The sequence below is a fragment of the Oenococcus alcoholitolerans genome (genome assembly GCF_051852995.1).
Lineage (GTDB): Bacteria > Bacillota > Bacilli > Lactobacillales > Lactobacillaceae > Oenococcus > Oenococcus alcoholitolerans.
Window position 1 is genome coordinate 241,714 of the sequence record NZ_CP176042.1, and the last position, 17,534, is coordinate 259,247.

18 protein-coding genes are annotated in these 17,534 nt (G+C 40.2%); 11 read left to right on the forward strand and 7 right to left on the reverse strand.

The annotated features are described in order from the left end of the window. Nucleotides 1–115: 115 nt before the first annotated feature. The 9 genes from ACKP2L_RS01725 (at nucleotide 116) to ACKP2L_RS01765 (ending at nucleotide 7,118) form a co-directional block, all read left to right on the forward strand. Nucleotides 116–661 (forward strand): cyclophilin-like fold protein, encoded by a 546-nt coding sequence (locus ACKP2L_RS01725; RefSeq protein ID WP_439425669.1) that lies wholly within the window; start codon nucleotides 116–118, stop codon nucleotides 659–661. Nucleotides 662–785: 124 nt separating this feature from the next. Continuing rightward, nucleotides 786–1,433, forward strand: a complete 648-nt coding sequence (locus tag ACKP2L_RS01730; protein WP_439426185.1) for an NAD(P)H-binding protein — start codon at nucleotides 786–788, stop codon at nucleotides 1,431–1,433. Nucleotides 1,434–1,466: 33 nt separating this feature from the next. Further along, nucleotides 1,467–2,120 (forward strand): nitroreductase family protein, encoded by a 654-nt coding sequence (locus tag ACKP2L_RS01735; protein WP_439425670.1) that lies wholly within the window; start codon nucleotides 1,467–1,469, stop codon nucleotides 2,118–2,120. A 14-nt stretch (nucleotides 2,121–2,134) separates the two neighbouring features. Further along, nucleotides 2,135–2,434 carry a YciI family protein gene (locus tag ACKP2L_RS01740; RefSeq protein WP_439425671.1) on the forward strand — a complete coding sequence of 100 codons (300 nt, stop codon included), beginning with the start codon at nucleotides 2,135–2,137 and terminating at the stop codon, nucleotides 2,432–2,434. A gap of 92 nt (nucleotides 2,435–2,526) precedes the next feature. Continuing rightward, nucleotides 2,527–3,204, forward strand: coding sequence for an MgtC/SapB family protein (locus tag ACKP2L_RS01745; RefSeq protein WP_439425672.1), 678 nt, complete (start codon nucleotides 2,527–2,529; stop codon nucleotides 3,202–3,204). A 22-nt stretch (nucleotides 3,205–3,226) separates the two neighbouring features. Next, the gene (locus tag ACKP2L_RS01750) at nucleotides 3,227–3,865 is read left to right on the forward strand and encodes a DUF1345 domain-containing protein (RefSeq protein ID WP_439425673.1); all 639 of its coding nucleotides are present in this window, start codon (nucleotides 3,227–3,229) and stop codon (nucleotides 3,863–3,865) included. 57 nt (nucleotides 3,866–3,922) lie between these two features. Continuing rightward, complete coding sequence (locus ACKP2L_RS01755) at nucleotides 3,923–4,768, forward strand: aldo/keto reductase (RefSeq protein WP_439425674.1); 846 nt, start codon at nucleotides 3,923–3,925, stop codon at nucleotides 4,766–4,768. Between the two features lie 83 nt (nucleotides 4,769–4,851). After that, nucleotides 4,852–5,688 (forward strand): hypothetical protein, encoded by an 837-nt coding sequence (locus ACKP2L_RS01760; protein ID WP_439425675.1) that lies wholly within the window; start codon nucleotides 4,852–4,854, stop codon nucleotides 5,686–5,688. Between the two features lie 101 nt (nucleotides 5,689–5,789). Next, complete coding sequence (locus ACKP2L_RS01765; protein WP_439425676.1) at nucleotides 5,790–7,118, forward strand: ammonium transporter; 1,329 nt, start codon at nucleotides 5,790–5,792, stop codon at nucleotides 7,116–7,118. A 68-nt stretch (nucleotides 7,119–7,186) separates the two neighbouring features. Here ACKP2L_RS01765 and ACKP2L_RS01770 read toward each other — a convergent pair whose 3' ends face one another. After that, on the reverse strand, nucleotides 7,187–8,041 hold the full coding sequence (locus tag ACKP2L_RS01770) for a helix-turn-helix domain-containing protein (RefSeq protein WP_439425677.1): 855 nt from the start codon (nucleotides 8,039–8,041) through the stop codon (nucleotides 7,187–7,189). 156 nt (nucleotides 8,042–8,197) lie between these two features. After that, entirely contained in the window at nucleotides 8,198–8,995 is a 798-nt protein-coding gene (locus ACKP2L_RS01775) for a GNAT family N-acetyltransferase (protein WP_439425678.1), read from the reverse strand. Between the two features lie 130 nt (nucleotides 8,996–9,125). On the opposite strand from ACKP2L_RS01775, the gene ACKP2L_RS01780 reads away from it, so the two are divergent. After that, nucleotides 9,126–10,442: a glycoside-pentoside-hexuronide (GPH):cation symporter gene (locus ACKP2L_RS01780; RefSeq protein WP_439425679.1), complete on the forward strand. Its 1,317-nt coding sequence runs from the start codon at nucleotides 9,126–9,128 to the stop codon at nucleotides 10,440–10,442. Nucleotides 10,443–10,488: 46 nt separating this feature from the next. Here ACKP2L_RS01780 and ACKP2L_RS01785 read toward each other — a convergent pair whose 3' ends face one another. From ACKP2L_RS01785 to ACKP2L_RS01805, 5 genes are all read right to left on the reverse strand, one after another. After that, entirely contained in the window at nucleotides 10,489–11,523 is a 1,035-nt protein-coding gene (locus tag ACKP2L_RS01785; RefSeq protein WP_439425680.1) for an aldose epimerase family protein, read from the reverse strand. Between the two features lie 11 nt (nucleotides 11,524–11,534). Further along, a complete protein-coding gene (locus ACKP2L_RS01790; protein ID WP_439425681.1) occupies nucleotides 11,535–13,010 on the reverse strand; it encodes a UDP-glucose--hexose-1-phosphate uridylyltransferase in 1,476 nt (491 codons plus the stop codon). A 19-nt stretch (nucleotides 13,011–13,029) separates the two neighbouring features. Then, nucleotides 13,030–14,202, reverse strand: a complete 1,173-nt coding sequence (locus ACKP2L_RS01795) for a galactokinase (protein ID WP_439425682.1) — start codon at nucleotides 14,200–14,202, stop codon at nucleotides 13,030–13,032. 126 nt (nucleotides 14,203–14,328) lie between these two features. Next, complete coding sequence (locus ACKP2L_RS01800) at nucleotides 14,329–15,015, reverse strand: substrate-binding domain-containing protein (RefSeq protein WP_439425683.1); 687 nt, start codon at nucleotides 15,013–15,015, stop codon at nucleotides 14,329–14,331. Next, the gene (locus ACKP2L_RS01805) at nucleotides 14,981–15,355 is read right to left on the reverse strand and encodes a LacI family DNA-binding transcriptional regulator (RefSeq protein ID WP_439425684.1); all 375 of its coding nucleotides are present in this window, start codon (nucleotides 15,353–15,355) and stop codon (nucleotides 14,981–14,983) included. The genes ACKP2L_RS01800 and ACKP2L_RS01805 overlap by 35 nt, the downstream gene beginning before the upstream one ends. Nucleotides 15,356–15,537: 182 nt before the next feature. On the opposite strand from ACKP2L_RS01805, the gene ACKP2L_RS01810 reads away from it, so the two are divergent. Further along, complete coding sequence (locus ACKP2L_RS01810) at nucleotides 15,538–17,469, forward strand: glycoside-pentoside-hexuronide (GPH):cation symporter (RefSeq protein ID WP_439425685.1); 1,932 nt, start codon at nucleotides 15,538–15,540, stop codon at nucleotides 17,467–17,469. Nucleotides 17,470–17,534: the final 65 nt, after the last annotated feature.

Below are 17,534 nucleotides of genomic sequence, written 5' to 3' on the forward strand. Positions count from 1 at the left end.
GTGATCGGGTCAATCGTTTTCACTTGTTATGTGTTCTTCGATCTATTTTCTTTGATGACTAAATCGGCTGCTTTTTCATTAATCAATAATTCAGTATCAAGAAGGGAGGACTATTTTGAAAAAAACGAGAGCTATTATTTATCTTATTGTCGTTATTTTATTGCTTTTGGCTGTTTTTTACTTTATTTCCGGCTCTCATTCTACTCGAAACAGCAAAAGTGCTGCTCAAAACCAAAGGACTAAAAAAATTACCGGCAATAGCAGTTCAAAAGGATCCAGACGAAATCAAACATCGCTAACGGCAGTTTCGATCAATATCGATGGTCGTGATTTTTCTGCCCATTTAAACAACAGCAGTGCCTCGCGTCAATTGATAGCAATGCTTCCTTATACGGTAAGAGTACAGGGACTTAATTCCGGTCTTGAAGAGCATACTGCTGATCTGCAAAAACCGCTATCTACTTCGGGGATGCCCGCTGGTGCCAAACCGCATCCTAACGACATCGGCTATTGGTCGCCGCAGCCGCGGATCGTTTTATATTGGGGCGATGTCGGTTTTTATGATGGCATCCATATTTTAGGATCTTTTGATAACGCTAATGCTAAAAATTATATCCATTCACTGAAGAGGCCTTATAAAATAACCATTACTCGCAAATGATTTTGTTTATTGCTTGCCTTGGAGTTAACTCCAACTTTTATAATGTTCTTCGCCTGATAAATTAAAAGTTATTTTTCTAATAGGATCAAGCATTTTTCAGCAGCGTTTCAAATTTTAGGAGGTCATTATGAAAGTTCTTGTTTTAGGAGCTAATGGCAGGATCGCCAGATTAGTCATCGAACGATTATTAAAAGACAAAAACAATAGTTTGCTTTTGTATTTGAAAAACACTGACCGGCTTTCTTCTTATGCCGATGATCCGCGAGTTCAATTAGTCGATGGGGATGTACTCGATACCGATAAATTGACCAAGACGATCGAAGCAAATGAGTTAGATGCCGTTTATTCCAGTGTTGGCGGAATAGATCTCGCAGAACAGACTGAAAGTATCATTCACTCAATGGATGCTAACGGATTGAAGCGGCTTGTCTTTATCAGTGCTTCTGGCGCTCATCACGAAATTCCTGGCAAGTTTGGTCAGTGGAATGAAGAAGCGATCGCCGATTACCTGCCTGGTTTTCGCAAGTCAGCTGAATCGTTGGAAGGATCTGATTTAAATTACACGATCATCAGGCCTGCTTGGCTGACTGACAAAGATGAGATCGATTATGAATTGACCGGACGCAATGAAGCTTTCAAGGGGACGGAAGTTTCTCGCAAAAGTGTCGCCGATCTCGTTGTCAAGGCTTTATCTGATCCTGATGAGTATTCGTATAAAAGTTTAGGGATCGATAAACCTGGAAGCGATGGCGATAAACCATCTTGGATGTAAGTAAATATGAAAAAATTTTCAAAGGAGTTTTGAATGCAAACAAATTCAGCTATTTTAAATAGAAGTGCTACCAGGCATTTTACTGATCAAAAGATTTCAGAAGAAGATCTGATCGAAATCATCAAGATCGCCCAAAAAGCACCATCATGGGTCAACGCTCAAACAGAGCATGTGTATGCAGTCATGGGAGCTAAGTTGGAAGCGATGCGGGCAGAGCATGGCCAGCTTAATCAAAGAAATATTCCCGGCAATTCTGATATCCCTTTTACTCCGGTCGATCAATGGCCAAGTCAAGCCAAAGAAAACATGAACCAGTGGTTTGAGACTGTTAACAAAGCTTTGGGCGATAATTGGCCGGATAAGATGGCTGTTGAAGAAAACCGTTTGTATAATGCGCAGGCAGTAGTTTATCTGACGCTTCCGCATGAATGTTCAAAATGGGCTTTGTATGATCTTGGTTCTTTTGCCGAAGCCTTGATGACAGCTGCTTTTGATAAGGGCATTTCTTCGATGCCGGCCTACCAATTTATAAAATATCCTAATCATTTGCGCAAAAATCTGGGTATAACTACTGATGACGATGTCATTATTGCCATTGGTCTGGGTTATCGTGATGAACAAGCTGAAGTAAACAAGATCAAAACTACCCGCTTGCCGATCGAGAAATTTTTGACGATCGAAAAGTGATTTAAGGAGAACTTATGTCAGAAAAAGAAACTTACATTGAATTCGCAGTTCCTAAAAAGGATGCAGCGGCATCAAAAGATTTTCAACAAGCCGTTGTTGACCACATCGATTATTTAAAAAAGCAAAAAGATCAGGGAACTCTTACTTTTGCCGGGACGACCACTGACGGTGCAGGCGGTTTGATCGTTTATTCGACCGAATCAAAAGCAGAGATCGATGAGATCGTCAAAAATGATCCGTTAACTGTCTCAGGACTTTTTGACGTAACGAGCCATCCTTTTCAAACGATGGATGATATTCAAAGCAATAACTGATTATTTTTTGACAGTTTTGCATGATAAAATTGTTCATATAGGATCATTTTGAATTATCAGTGATTCCGCTTTTCCTTTGTATAAGGAGGAATATGGAAAAAATTGGTTTGATTCAAAATTTAGAGTTGTTTTTGCGGCTGATCGTTGCCAGTGTCTGTGGTTTTGCTATAGGTTACGAAAGGAAAAGCCGCTTAAAAGAAGCCGGTGTCCGTACCCATATGATCGTTGCTTTAGGTGCCGCTTTGATCATGATCGTTTCTAAATATGGCTTTTTTGATCTGGTCGATCTGAAAGGCTATGTCTTAGATCCATCAAGAATAGCGGCCCAAATCGTAAGCGGGATCGGTTTTCTGGGTGCTGGTATGATTTTTGTCCGTAAACAGGCCATCAATGGTTTGACGACTGCTGCCGGTGTTTGGACGACTGCTGCCGTTGGTATGGCCGTCGGGGCAAAAATGTATTTTCTGGGCGTCATGGCAACGGTACTTGTTTTACTCGTACAGATAATCCTGCGTCATAACTTTAGTTGGATGCCGCTGCCCGAACCGGAACAGATCAATATCGAATTCGATGAGGTCAGCGGTTCGATAGATTTTATCCAAAAAAGACTTTTAGCCAACGATATTGAGATAATCAATCTAAATGCCGATAAAAAGGGAAATGGCGATCTGCAGGTACGCATGTTTGTCAAACTGCCGCAAGGATTCGATCCTTCGCGTCTGCTCAACTTGTTCAAAGACGATCCCCATATCCGATCGATCGATTATTGATCTAATGAGGCAAACTGCCATTATGAAAGACAAATCATTGCGTCAGAAGAAATACAGATTCATATTGTCAGCTTTTATAGGAATTTGTTCGGGACTTTTTGCGGGATTTTTCTTTAATTGGGAAATGTCCTTTCTGCTTGGCTGGGATGCTGCCGCTTTATCTTTAATAGTTCTTATATGGATGGTCTATCGGTCTGATACAGGATCCAAAACACAAGAAATGGCATTGAAAACAGCTATTCGCTACCCAATTTTGGATCTGTTGATCATCATCGCCAGTTTGGTCAGCTTGGTTATCGGTTTGATATTATTTACTTCCAGCAAAAGCGACCCGGTTAAAATAATATTTTGTATTTTGAGTATTTTCACTTCTTGGAACTTGATCCACATTTTATATGCTGTTCATTACTCTGAGATTTTTTATCAAAATTTGGACAGCAAAGGCGACGGCGGTATCGATTTTAATGGCAGTCAGCTGCCTGCTTTTTGGGATTTTGCTTATCTTGCCTACACGATCGGTATGACTTATCAAGTTTCTGATACGAATTTTTCAACGACTGTTTTTCGAAAAGTCGCCTTAAGTCATGCTCTGTTGTCTTTTATTTTTAGTACGGTGCTCATTTCGACGATGATAAATTTTATCGCTAGTTTGATGAGCTGATAATTTTAAAATATAAAAATGAAATTGCTTTGATAGCGTTTCTATAAAGAGGTTTTTATGACGGTATTAACTGAAAATTATAAACTGAATAACGGTATTGAGATACCTAAACTTGGTTTTGGTACTTGGCAAACACGCCCGGGCAAAGAAACTTTTGATGCAGTTTCCAACGCCCTAAAAGTCGGTTATCGTTTTATCGATACCGCGGCTGCATACTATAACGAAGCCAGTGTTGGTCAAGCCATTAAAGAATCAGGCCTTGATCGAAAAGATATTTTTGTACAGACCAAGCTTCCCGGCGAGAGTAAAAGTTATCAAGAGGCTATCGATCAATTCCAATCCAGTTTGGAAAAATTAGGTTTGGAATACGTTGATTCTTATATCATCCATGCTCCATGGCCTTGGAATGACATGGGAGCAAATTTTGATCGTGAAAATCGTGAAGTTTGGCGGGCTCTAGAAGATATTTATGATAAAGGTCTGGCTAAAGCGATCGGTGTGTCGAACTTTAACAGCCACGATTTGAATAATTTGCTTCAATGGGATCAGCTGCGTGTTAAGCCCAGCGTTGACCAGATACAATATTACATTGGTCATACGCAGGACAGCGTTGTAAAGACAGCTCAGGATAACGATATTTTGATCCAAGCTTATTCTCCGCTGGCAACAGGTTCTTTGCTTTCTAACAAAAAATTGACCAAGATCGCCGATAAATACGGTGTAAGTACGTCACAACTTGCATTGCGCTTTTGTTTGGACAATGGTACAGCGCCGTTGCCAAAAGCTCGTTCGATCGAGCACATCAGAAATAATACCGAATTAGATTTTGAAATTTCGGAAGATGATCTGAATGTTTTAAAAAGTTTTAATGATCGCTTTGGTTGGCATCCGACCGGCGATTGATCGATCTAAAACCCGGCTTTACAGCCGGGTTTTTATGTGCCCGCAATAGTTTGTTTTTTAAAAAAATAGTAAAATATCAAGATATGCAGGAACAAGAATCACAAAAAACTTCGGATATAAATGATCAGCTGAATATCTTGATCGATAGAACACGCAATCTTTTGAAGTTTAATGACACCAATAAGCAATTATTGGGCGCAGGACATATCAAAAACCATATCGATGAAAAATTTAAGATCGAATTGTTGCGCAACAAGCATCGAAAGTCTGTTTACAACAAGCTTAGGATCGGTTGGCAGAGCAACAAAGTTCGTCCTTGGCTTTCAATAAATATTGATGATGATCTGGCAATGCGTATCACGAGACTTTTTTTGGACTGCATAAAACTTTCGATCGGCGATCGGCCGTTAGACCCTGGTTTGACTGATTTTTCTCAAGAAGAGATCGAAAAAATAAAAAACGAACAGTTAAAAAATTACAATAACTTATCCCGCAGATTGTCGATAATCGATATCAATGATTTTTCGATGGTCAGCCTTGGCCAATTACTTGATGATATTCAACACCAAGATTCTCTTTTTGCCAAACGAAGACAATTGGTGACTGATTTTGAGCAGCATCACGATTTAAAAGAACAGCTGAATGATACTTTTGATGATCATCAAGAAGAGGAACAAATATTGCTTGACCTGAGATTCTTTCCTTTTGACGGCGGCATCGATCTATCTTTCAGCCGGCATGATCAGGGTTATGATGTTATGAATTCTAACGGTATGGGGCTCAAACATAATCCGATCATTGATGAAGATGCCGAAGTCCTTCTGCTGCAAAAATATGTTGTAATGGTCAATGAGTTTATCGATAAACGGATCAAAAGAAATCTACAATTCATCAAAGATCTGTATGCTTCGAGAAAATGATCAGCTAATATCTGTGGAATGAAGCAAGCTGTATATACCATTGTGAGTAAAGTTGACAGCATGATGGGTAAAAGCTGACATTAGGTCTAAATTATTAAAATATGAACGCAGCTAATACAGTATTCTTAATTTTCTCGAGTGTTTTAGTTTTATTCATGACACCAGGATTGGCATTTTTCTACGGCGGGCTCGGGTCGAAAAAAAATGTCGTCAATACAATGACTTCCGTCTACATTATGTGCGGTCTAGCGGTCTTGCTTTGGATCCTGGTCGGCTACTCGCTGTCTTTTGTCGGTGATGCGGGAGGATTTTTTGGCAGCTTGAACGGCTTTCTGCTGCACGGAGTTAAGCTGACAGCGCTAACTTCAACTAGGATCCCGACCAGTCTCTACCTTTTGTTTCAGATGATGTTTGCCGTTATCACACCAGCTTTGTTCGTTGGGGCAGTTGTAGGCCGGATGCGTTTTCGTTTTCTGCTGGCCTTTACGGCTTTATGGTCGATTTTCATCTATTATCCTTTAGTCCACATGGTTTGGGATAACGGTTTTTTGGCAAAACTCGGGGTTATCGATTTTGCCGGCGGTACAGTCGTACATATCGACGCTGGTATCACCGCTTTAGTTTTGGCTTATGTATTAGGTAAAAGAGAGAGTGTTAAAAAGGGGGAAGAAGAAAAACACTACAACCTTTCATGGGCCTTGATCGGAACCACTATTTTATGGATCGGCTGGTATGGTTTTAATGCTGGTTCTGCTTTAGCTGCTGATCAGATCGCAGTTCAAGCATTTTTGACGACGACTGTAGCGACGGCTGCGTCGATGATCACCTGGATGTTCGTTGAAATGATCGCTAAGGGCAAACCGAGTCTGTCAGGAATTTGCAACGGTACTCTGTGCGGCTTGGTTGGTATTACTCCAGCGACCGGGTATGTTACTGTTGCCGGTTCCTTTTGGATCGGCTTGATCTCTGCTTTGGCTAGTTACTTCTTTGTGACCAAGATCAAAAAAAGGATCGGTTTAGATGATGCTTTGGATGCTTTTGGCTGTCATGGTGTTTGCGGCATCGTCGGCAGTATTTTAACCGGTGTTTTCGCTACTCGAACTGTTAATCCTTCGATCAGTTTGAACGGCTTGTTCTATGGCGGCGGCGTACATTTGTTTAGCTTGCAGATTTTCGCTACCTTATTTGCTGTTGTTTTTGCAGGAGTTATTTCTTTGATCATTGTCGCTGTTTTGAAACCGTTTATCAAAATGCGTGTTGATCCCGCTGAAGAAAAGATCGGTCTCGATATGGGAGAACATGGCGAAGATGCAGATTTTTCAATATCCGAGATCGACCTTCCATTGAAGAGATCTGAAAAAAGCAGTGCCAATGTGCCGGACAGCCGGATCGGTGATTCTCCGCGGTTAAATGAAAGTTCTTCGGTCTAACGAATAGATAGAAAATAACTTAATATAAAAAACCGGATCATTTTGGTTCGGTTTTTTAAATAGTCGGATTATTTTTTAAATTGATGATTTTTTTCGTAATAATCTATAGCATCGATTATTTCTTGATCAGCATTGAATTCGGCGAATACTTTAGCCTGTTGGATCAAATCTTCTGTTTCTGACTCTTTGTTATCGATCGAGGCCAAGTAAGCTTTTAAGTAGATTATTTTATCGACCGAGTCAAAGTTTTTATAGGTTTTAGAAGAGGTCAGTGCCTGTTCGATAACTTTTTGGCTCTTCTTATAATTTTGCTCAAGCAGGTAAAAATTAGCCAGATTAAAGAGGATCGCGATCGTTTGCTTGTTATTAGCAAAATTCTTTTCTTTTATCAGCTGGTCGTCGATCCGATCAAAATAATAGCTGGCCAGATCATGCTTATCTTTTTGCAGATAGATCGAACCCAGGCCGTTCAGTGCTAAAAGATTTTCAAAAGGATCGTCATCATGGTCAAGGACCCAATTAAAGAAGAACTGAGCTTCGTCATAATCTTTTTTCCAGTCAAAGGCTAAATCGGCTTTTATCAAATTTATTTTATTGATCAGCCCCTTTTCGGCAGCGTTTTTTTCGTTGATCGAATCGATCGATTTTTCTGCCTCTTTGAATTTACCAGCGGAAAGGAGAACTTTAGATTTTTCGATCTTTTCATTGATTTCGTTTTTTTCCTTATCATTGAATTCGGAAAAAAGGTCATTCAATGATAATTCTAATCTTTGACATATTTTTACCAGTATGTCTGAAGAAGGAGCCAATCCCTGTCTTTCCATTTTGCTGATAGTTGCTTGAGTACAGATACCGTGCGCGAGTTCGATTTGAGATATTTTTAATTCTTTTCTGCGGTTGATGATAATTTGGCTTAAAAACATTTTTCCTCCGTAAAACGACAATGCTTTTATACACTTTTAATTGTACTTTATATTTAAATAAAATATAATAAATGAAAATTAAAAAGGTTATTTATACATGTTTACTAGTTTTTAATTTATAAATAAACTAATTTAGTTGTTCTTTTTAGAAAATGTTTAATTATTCAAGTCGAGTGTTGCTGATAAAAGCTTTCGGTATATTTTGAATCCGGAATTTTTGTAAAGTTTACCTGCTGCTTCTGCTTTCGCAGATTGAACTAGGAAAATATCGCTGATCTTTAGCTTTAAAAAGAAAAGCCATATTTCCGCTAGCAGTTCTGTCGCAATACCTTGTCGGCGGAAATCTGGATCAACTCCTAAATACAGGATCCTGCCCAGTTTCTTTTCGATTTCGATCGAAGCATAAGCAGCCGTCTTTCCGTTTTTGTATACCAATAAAAGCGGATGCTGCTGATCGATATATAAATTAATTGAGAAAAATTTATGGTGTAAATTCGAGACGGCCCTTAAATCGCGATCGCTGATCTTTTTATCGTACCATTGAGCTTTTAAATTTTTTTCTGATTTTACCTGGACCATCTTCCAAATAGTTTGGTTGGTAAAAACAGCTTTTTGTTTGCTTAACCAGTCGCTGAGTTCAGAATTTTCTGCATCGAAAAAAAATCTTAGCGAACTTTCTTTGAAAGGCATGTATTTTTTTATATAATTTTTAAAATTATTTAAGTTATATGATCGATGCGGATATGGACCCCAGACCTCAGCGATATGTCTATTAGATTCTTCAAATTTATCTAAAACAAAAATCAAATCATCTTCTTTAATGAGTTGAATATTTGATTTTTTGCTTTCTAAGATCAATTCTTCCATCGAATCAGGCAAGTATTCGCAGTAATATCTGCCTATTTTATTTTTTTCCAAAATGTCTTCAGCTAAACTAAGCTCTCTTTGATCCATAGGATTTATTTTACACACACCAAATCGTTAATTGAGTTATGTTACAAATAAGTTTCTATCGTTCTTCAGCACATGACTAACTTTTAATACTGACTTATAATAAGTGAAATAGTTTTTTTGGAGGCCTTATATGGAACAAACTTGGCAAACTGGTTGGACTGAACGGATCAGCTACGGATTAAGCGATGCTGCCGACAATTTGATTTTTCAAATGATGAGCAGCTACCTGCTTTTTTTCTATACTGATATTTTCGGTCTGCCGGCAAGTCAAACGGCAATTTTATTTTTAGTTGCTCGTTCAGCTGATCTGGTTGAAAGCATTATTGTTGGTTTGATCATTGATCGGACTAGGTCGCGCTACGGCAAAAGCAGGCCCTTTTTCCTGTGGTATGCACTTCCTTATGTGATTTTTGCCGTTTTGACTTTTGTAACACCGCCGTTTTCGGCAAATGGTAAATTGGCCTGGGCCTACATAACTTATCTGGGACTTGGTTTTTTCTATACTGCAGTTAATCTGCCGATAACTTCGATCTTGCCGACTCTTTCTAATAATGAACAAGAATTGACTTTGTTGGGTGTCATTCGCCAATTTTTTGGCAGTTCGGTACAGATCGTCGTGGCAGTTTTCACTATTCCGCTGGTCGCGTTTTTTGGTCACGGCAATCGCCAAGCAGGTTTTTTGTTAACGATCATTTTTTTCTCGATAATTTCGTTTTTGCTTATTATCAATACTTTTTTCCATGTTCATGAGCGATTTACCTACCCGGCCATTTCGCAGCAGTCCTTAAAAAAGGTTTGGCGAATGTTAAAAAATAATCGACCGTGGTTCGTGATTTCGTCGGTGATATTTTTGTATTGGCTGGTTATGTCGATCAAAAATCAAACGACCATTTATTATTTTCGATACGTTTTAAATCGACAAGGACTGCTTCCTTGGGCAAATAGCTTTACTTTTGCTGCTCTGATCGGGGTCGTGCTGATCGTTAAGCTTTCTGCTCTTTATGGAAAAAAGCGGGCAATGCTTACCGGTATGATAATTGCTTTTTTTGGTCAGATCATAATGGCTTTTGCTGTTTATACTAATAATCTGCTCTTGCTTTTTACCGGCATTTTCATAAATTCGACTGGTAATGGGATGGTCGTTGGTTTAGTTTCGATCATGATCGCCGATACTATTCGTTACGGGATCTCGCTGGGGGTCCAGGCCGAAGGCTTGTTAGCATCGACCGATGATTTTGGTGTTAATATGGGCCTTGGCCTTGGCGGTATGATAACTGCTGGCCTGCTTCAATTTTCCGGTTACACGCCCAATCAAGTTCAAAGCCCGCTGACGATCTCTATCATTGATCTAAATTATATCTGGATCCCGCTGATCATTTATATTTTGATGTTTGTCGTACTTTTATTTTATGACGAAGGCAAAATGTTGAAAAAAATAGCTCAATAAAAAACCGTCATTGTTTGGCGGTTTTTAAATATAAATATAAATCAATTTAAGCATCTTTTGAATAACGATATTCGATCTTTCTTGTTATCACTTGATCCTTTTTGATCGAGACATCTCCCAGCGATGGCTGATTTTCACTGTTGGGAGCTGTTTGAGCTTCTAAAGCGACACCGATCCAAGGATGAGAGCTGCCGTGATTGAGTTCGATTCCATTATCTAAACCGTTGCTCGTGTAAACGACTAAAGCATTTCTCAAAGAAGATATTTCGACTTTGCGCCCGCTGATCTTATCCTTCAATACGGCCGCAGGGGAATGTCCTTTGAGGAAAAATACATCATCGAAGCCGCCTTCTGGAATCGTTTTTTTTAGTTGAAAAAGAGCTTGGCCTAGGTCAGGCTGATTTTTAAGATCAAAGGGACCTTGATTAGCTAATAATTTGCCAGTTGGATTTTTTCCTTGGTCGACTTCGAGATGTTTATCGGAATTGATCCATAATTGATGATCAGTAACATCGTCGTTTCCTTGGCCGGCTAGGTTGAAATAGGTGTGCAGGGTTGGATTGAATACGTCGTCCGATTCGCTTTGCTGTCCGATAAAGCTGACACTTAAAAGGTCATTTTCATCAAGCTGATAAATGATTTTTAATTTAAGGCTGCCTGGAAAACCGTCATCAGCTGTTGAAAGAGTTTTTTCTAAGATGATACGATTTTTGTCGCTATCAGCTTTGATATCGAAAAAACTTTTAGCGAAAGAATGAGGGCCTCCGTGCAGAGAATTACCGTTTTCGTTAGCAGGCAGTTCTATTTCTTTTCCGTTCAATTCAAATCTGGCGTCTTTTATTCTGCCGGCAGTACGGGCAATGATGTGATTCAAATACATACTGTTGTCTGTATAATCGGCAAGCCTGTCAGATCTCAAAAGCAATTGAACTCTTTTTTGATCATCAATAACTGAAAATTCTCTTAGGATCCCTGCATAATTGAGGACTGAGATCCTGGTACCGGATCTATTGGTCAAAGAGTATTGCAAAACGTCTTTGCCTTGATAGCTGCCGAATACTTCTTTTTCGATTTTTGTCATCACGCTGCTCCTTATAATTGTTGGATGAATTTATCGAAAGCTGACCGTCCTTTTTGATCGCTCTTGAAAACGCCGGCATACTCTAAAACTTGTGCAAAAACACGGCCGGCTGCTTGTTGGACGTAATCGTGGACTTGATCTTCATTTCCGGTGAAAGCTGCTTTGAGCTGATCAGCCCAAGGGCGATGGTAATCGGCAATCTGATTTTTTTGACCGAGTACATATTTTTCGACTTCTGCTAATTCATCTTTTAATCGTGCAGGCAAAATCGCAAGCCCCATCACTTCGATCAAGCCTATATTTTCCTTTTTGATATGCTGAACATCTTTATGCGGATGAAAAATGCCATCTGGATATTTATCTGATGTTTGATTATCGCGCAAAACTAGATCGATTTCATAATTCTCACCGCGTTTTCTGGCGATCGGTGTGATCGTGTGGTGCCTTTGGCCGTGTGTATAAGCTCTGATATCAACACTTTCATCACTGTATTGCTTCCACGAATCAAGAATATGACCGGCTGCCGGGATCAAATCGTCGCTGTTTTTTGCCCAAAGACGGATTACCGACATCGGCCATTTGACGATTCCGGCTTTAACATTTTGAAAGTCTGGCAGCTCGAATTCTTTTTCGACCGCCGCTAAAGCCATTGGAAAATCATGCCGGCCGCCTTGATAGTGATCGTGGCTCAAAATCGAACCGCCGACGATCGGCAGGTCAGCATTAGAACCAACTGTATATTCAGGGAACATTTTTACGATCGTCAGCAAATTTTTAAAAGTGATCCGATCTATGTGCATCGGGCGGTGGACTGGTGATAGAAAAATCGCGTGCTCATTGAAATAAGCGTAAGGGGAATATTGAAAACCCCATTGTTCGCCATTGAGTTCTAAGCGAATTATCCGGTGTTCGCTCCGAGCTGGATAACCGAGTCTGCCTAAATAGCCTTCGTTTTCCATGCAAAGCTGACATAAGGGGTATGAAGTCGAAGTTTTTTTGCCGGCAGCAGCGATCGCTTTGGGATCTTTTTCTGGTTTTGACAGGTTGATAGTGATTTCTAAGTCGCCGTAATCAGTTGCTGTTTTAAAAGCGATGTTTTTGGCGATCGCCCTTGTTTTGATATAGTCGCTGTCTTTGCTTAGACTGAAAAAATAATTGGTCGCTTCATTTGGCGACTCTTTGTATTTTTTCCAGAAAATATCATTGACGACACTTGGTCTTGGTACTGAAAAATTCATTAATCGCGATGCGAGTATCTCCCGGTCAGTCAAATCGTCATTGATTTTTTGGTTTTTGACAGCTGTTCTTACTAATTCGTCGCGGACGGCGTAAATGTCTTGTTTTTCGTCGCCATCCTTAGCTTGTTGGTTTTTCTCTCCGACTAAGCTATAGATTTGGTTTGTCAAATATATCTTATCCAGCGCTTGGTAAGTTCTCTTTTTTTCGATGACCTTATCAGCAAAAATTCCTGCTAAATCTTCCTGCATCAAATCCTCCAATACAATTTTAATCGAGTGCTTTGGATCCATCACCGATTTCAGCAACGTAAAAGCTGGCTTCATAACCGATCTTATCCAAGTAAGCTTTTCCGACCGCTGCTTTTACCTGATCTACTTTATCTTTGTCGACTAATGCGATCGCACATCCGCCGAATCCGGCTCCGGTCATTCGTGCACCAAGGACACCTGCCTGTTTTTGAGCTGTCTGGGCCAAAGTATCAAGTTCAACACCGGTCACCTCATAGTCTTCTTTTAATGATTTATGCGAATCGTTGATCAGCTGTCCGAATTTTTCCAGGTCGCCGTCGATAAGTGCTTGTTTAGCGATGATCGTCCGTTGATTTTCATAAACGGCATGGCGTGCTCTTTTTACAAGAGTCGGATCATGGATCAAATCAGCGTTTTCATCGAATGTTTTGTTATCAAGTTCGCCAAGACTTTTGATATCTAACTTTGTCTGGAGCTTTTTAAGTGCTGTTTCACACTCGCTGCGGCGCTGATTATATTTAGAATCTGTAAGTTCGCGGCGCTTATTGGTATTCATGATCAAAATGACGTTGTTACCGAATTCAGCTGGGACCAATTCGTATTCTAATGTGTTGGTATCAAGGAAGATCGCATGGTCTTTTTTGCCGAATCCGATCGCAAATTGGTCCATGATGCCGGAATTAACGCCGATAAAGTCATTTTCAGCCGCTTGTCCGGCTTTGACCAATTGCAGACGAGTAGTTTTCAGATCGAATAACCGTTCTAAGACGACACCGATCAATAGTTCGAGTGATGAGGATGAAGATAGTCCTGAAGCATTCGGCAGATTTCCTTCAATAACCAATTCAAAACCGTTTGGAATATCAAAGCCCTCTTTTTTCAGAGCCAAGATCACACCTTTGACATAATTGCCCCAGTTACCGTCAGGATCTTTTTTGATGTCGTCCAAAGAAAATTCGATCACTCCCTGATCAGTAAAGTTATCGGAATAAAGCAAAACTTTGCGATCATTTCTTTTAGAACCGACACCATAAGTACCCAAGGTGATCGCTGCCGGGAAGACGTGTCCGCCATTGTAATCTGTATGCTCGCCGATGAGGTTGATCCGACCGGGCGAAAAGAATCTATGTTCTGCTTTTACGGCAAATTTTTCTGTAAAGATCGTTGCTAGTTTCTCGTAAACATCTGTCATCGTTAAAAACTCCACTTTTAATTGCGAATAATTTTTAAGCACTCGACCAAATGTTCTGATTGTTTCGTAAACATTTAGTAAAAGCTCAATCTCAATGTATCACATAGTTGATAAAATGGGAAGCGCTTACTTTAAATTTTTAAAATTAAAGGAATCTCGATAAACGATCTTTCCGGGGATGATCGTCCATTTATGCCAATCGCGTTCGTTATCTGCTAGTTCTAAAGCTTGTTTTAAAGCGGTCGATCCGATCGCATCCGGTGAAAGGTCAACGCTGGTCAGCGAAGGATTGAGATAGGAAATAAAGCTGAGATCGTCAAATGATGCCAGCAAAATATCTTTGCCGATCGTGATTTTCTGTTCTTGCAGATATTTGATCGCACCGATCGAAATAACGTCCGAAGCCGCGATCAAAGCGTCGACTTTCCCAAAATCCTGGAATAATTTTTTGATACTTTGATAACCCGATTCGGCACTCCAGTCGCCATTTATGATCATTGCCGGCAGGTCATGCTGTTTTGTCCAGCGGCGGTAGGCAACTGAACACGAATCTTCCCAATTTTCTTCAGGCTGGTCGTTTAAATTCAGGCGTTTATTCAAGGCACCGATAAAAGCGATTTTTTTTCTGCCGATAAGTAAAAATTGGTCAAGTATTTTTTCTGTGATCGTCATTAGATCAGGTTCGACAGAATCGATAGTATCAAAGCGCAAGCGGGCATCGACCAGGACCATTTTTGGATTGATCTTTTTGATTTCTTTGATTGCTTTTTCCGAGAGATCACCAGTTAGGATTATTGAAGAATATTGATCCAAAGACAGTTGCCGGCTGTTTGTTTTTTTTGTCGCTCAAGCGGATTATCCGTGCTACTTCGAGTCCGTATTTTCGGGCTGATTGTTTGATACTGCGGTGGATATTGCGCCAATAGGGATCTTCGATCTCTCTTTTTTCCGACATGCTGGTCACGATCGCTACCCGCTTTAATTTTGATTCTTTGCTTTGATGGACCGAGCGATAATTTAATTTTGCAGCGATCCTTTCAACTTCTTCTCTAGTTGCCTTTTTAACAGACAAAAGCGGGTCTCTGTTGAGGATCCTTGAAACGGTACTTGGTGAAACACCGGCTAATTTTGCAATTTCTCTGATAGTTGCCATCTATATGTCCAAACTGATTTTATATTTTTGTTACTTTTGAGTAAATCTTATCAGTTTTGTGATTTATAAATTCGGCCTGGACAACAAAATTAAAAAATTTACTAAATTTATTTGACAAATTGTCTGAAAGCGCTTACGATTTTTCTTGGGTTCAAAATTGTTTTACCCTTTAGGAGAAAAATATGGAAACTAAAAAACATTCGCTTGTTCCTCGTTTAGCATATTCCTTTGGTGCTTTCGGACATGACATGTTTTATGGTACCCTGTCGACCTATTTCATAATGTTCGTTACTTCTCATTTGTTTAGTAACGTCACGGGTCCCAGAGCAGCACAAATGATCGGCTACATAACTTTGGTGATCACGGTTTTACGTGTCGTTGAATTGCTGATCGATCCTTATATTGGAAACACGATCGATAATACGACTACTCGCTGGGGCAAATTCAAACCGTGGGTGATCGCTGGTGCTACTGTCAGTTCGGTTGCGATCGCTCTGCTCTTTACTGATCTTGGCGGTTTGGATAATTCTAATCCAGTCTTATTTTTGATAATATTTGCCATCCTTTATATATTGATGGATATTTTTTATTCATTTAAAGATGTCAGTTTCTGGTCAATGATACCGGCGCTTTCGTTTGATTCGCATGAACGTGAAAAAACTGCGACCTATGCTCGTGTCGGTTCGACGATCGGTGCTAATTTGGTCGGTGTTATCGTTACGCCGATGGTTTTATTCTTTTCAGTTAATGACAATAATGGCCAAGGCGATAACCGCGGCTGGTTCATATTTGCTTTGTTCGTGGCTTTTGTTTCTTGGATCTCGGCCGTTGGAGTCGGATTAGGAACAAAAGAAATCAATTCTACTTTGCGTAAGAATACCGAAAAGACCACGATCGGTGATGTTCTCCATGTTCTGACGCGAAATGATCAGCTGATGTGGCTCTCGCTTTCTTATCTTTTTTACACAGCAGCTATTCAGATAACTAATGCTCTTCAGCTTTATTACTTTACCTTTATCATTGGTAATTCACGGCAATATTCGATTTTAGCCTTCTTGAACACGGTTGTTGGTTTGATCGCCGTTCTTGCTTTTCCACCATTGGCTAAAAAATTCAACCGGAGAAACGTCTTCTTTTTCTCGATCGGTATTATGATAATCGGTTTGATCTCCTTCTTCTTTGCTGGTAAATCACTTTTGCTGGTTTTGATTTCAGCTGAGCTGTTCTTTATACCGCAGCCGTTGATATTCTTGGTCGTCTTGATGACGATCACTGATTCGGTTGAATATGGTCAATTGAAATTCGGCCATCGTGATGAAAGTTTGACACTTTCTGTTCGTCCTTTGATCGATAAGTTCGGTGGTGCGGTTTCAAATGGAGTCGTTGGTTTAACGGCTGTTTGGGCTGGAATGACTTCCGGTGCTTCTGCCAGTTCCGTAACTGGACAGGGACAGCTGATTTTTAAAGTCATGATGTTCGGTCTGCCGCTGATCATGGTCTTGATCGGTGCATATGTCTTTTATAAGAAGATAACTTTGGACGAAAAAGCTCATGCTCAGATCGTTGATAAATTGGAGAAGACCTGGGGCAAGAATTTCGTCGCCGTTGAAAAGGAATCTGGCGAAAAAGTCACGGTTCCGGCTTTGAAAGAGGGTCAATTCGATTATTTTGCCCCAGTAGCCGGTGACCTGGTTGACTTAAGCAAGGTCGCAGATAAAACTTTTGCTTCCGGTGCTATGGGACGCGGCATTGCCATCAAGCCTAGCGATGGCCGCATCTATGCTCCTTTTGATGGTACAGTCAGGATAACCTTTTCCACTCGGCATGCAGTTGGTTTGGTTTCCAATGACGGCATCGTCACGTTGATCCACGTTGGTTTCGGCACCGTCAATATGCGCGGTACCGGCTTCATCAATTACTTCCAGCGCGGTCAGCGGGTCAAACGCGGTGATCTTTTGATCGAATTCTGGGATCCGGCTATCAAAAAAGCCGGCTATGACGATACGGTCGCTGCTGTTATTACTAATTCTGATGAGATCTCTGACTTTGACTTGCTAAAAGAAAACGGTCATGTTGATAAAAATGATCCAATATTTAGATTGACGAAAAAATAATATTTACTATGTTTAAAACCTGCCATTCGTTAAAAAAACAAATGACCGGTTTTTTATTTACCGGA

Bases quoted from the DNA above. Each gene is read 5' to 3' on its own strand.
- ACKP2L_RS01740 (WP_439425671.1), top strand. From the start codon at position 2,135: ATGTCAGAAAAAGAAACTTACATTGAATTCGCAGTTCCTAAAAAGGAT.
- ACKP2L_RS01795 (WP_439425682.1), bottom strand. From the start codon at position 14,202: ATGACAGATGTTTACGAGAAACTAGCAACGATCTTTACAGAAAAATTT.
- ACKP2L_RS01755 (WP_439425674.1), top strand. From the start codon at position 3,923: ATGACGGTATTAACTGAAAATTATAAACTGAATAACGGTATTGAGATA.
- ACKP2L_RS01790 (WP_439425681.1), bottom strand. From the start codon at position 13,010: ATGCAGGAAGATTTAGCAGGAATTTTTGCTGATAAGGTCATCGAAAAA.
- ACKP2L_RS01810 (WP_439425685.1), top strand. From the start codon at position 15,538: ATGGAAACTAAAAAACATTCGCTTGTTCCTCGTTTAGCATATTCCTTT.
- ACKP2L_RS01775 (WP_439425678.1), bottom strand. From the start codon at position 8,995: ATGGATCAAAGAGAGCTTAGTTTAGCTGAAGACATTTTGGAAAAAAAT.
- ACKP2L_RS01805 (WP_439425684.1), bottom strand. From the start codon at position 15,355: ATGGCAACTATCAGAGAAATTGCAAAATTAGCCGGTGTTTCACCAAGT.
- ACKP2L_RS01770 (WP_439425677.1), bottom strand. From the start codon at position 8,041: ATGTTTTTAAGCCAAATTATCATCAACCGCAGAAAAGAATTAAAAATA.
- ACKP2L_RS01735 (WP_439425670.1), top strand. From the start codon at position 1,467: ATGCAAACAAATTCAGCTATTTTAAATAGAAGTGCTACCAGGCATTTT.
- ACKP2L_RS01765 (WP_439425676.1), top strand. From the start codon at position 5,790: ATGAACGCAGCTAATACAGTATTCTTAATTTTCTCGAGTGTTTTAGTT.
- ACKP2L_RS01750 (WP_439425673.1), top strand. From the start codon at position 3,227: ATGAAAGACAAATCATTGCGTCAGAAGAAATACAGATTCATATTGTCA.
- ACKP2L_RS01780 (WP_439425679.1), top strand. From the start codon at position 9,126: ATGGAACAAACTTGGCAAACTGGTTGGACTGAACGGATCAGCTACGGA.
- ACKP2L_RS01785 (WP_439425680.1), bottom strand. From the start codon at position 11,523: ATGACAAAAATCGAAAAAGAAGTATTCGGCAGCTATCAAGGCAAAGAC.
- ACKP2L_RS01760 (WP_439425675.1), top strand. From the start codon at position 4,852: ATGCAGGAACAAGAATCACAAAAAACTTCGGATATAAATGATCAGCTG.
- ACKP2L_RS01745 (WP_439425672.1), top strand. From the start codon at position 2,527: ATGGAAAAAATTGGTTTGATTCAAAATTTAGAGTTGTTTTTGCGGCTG.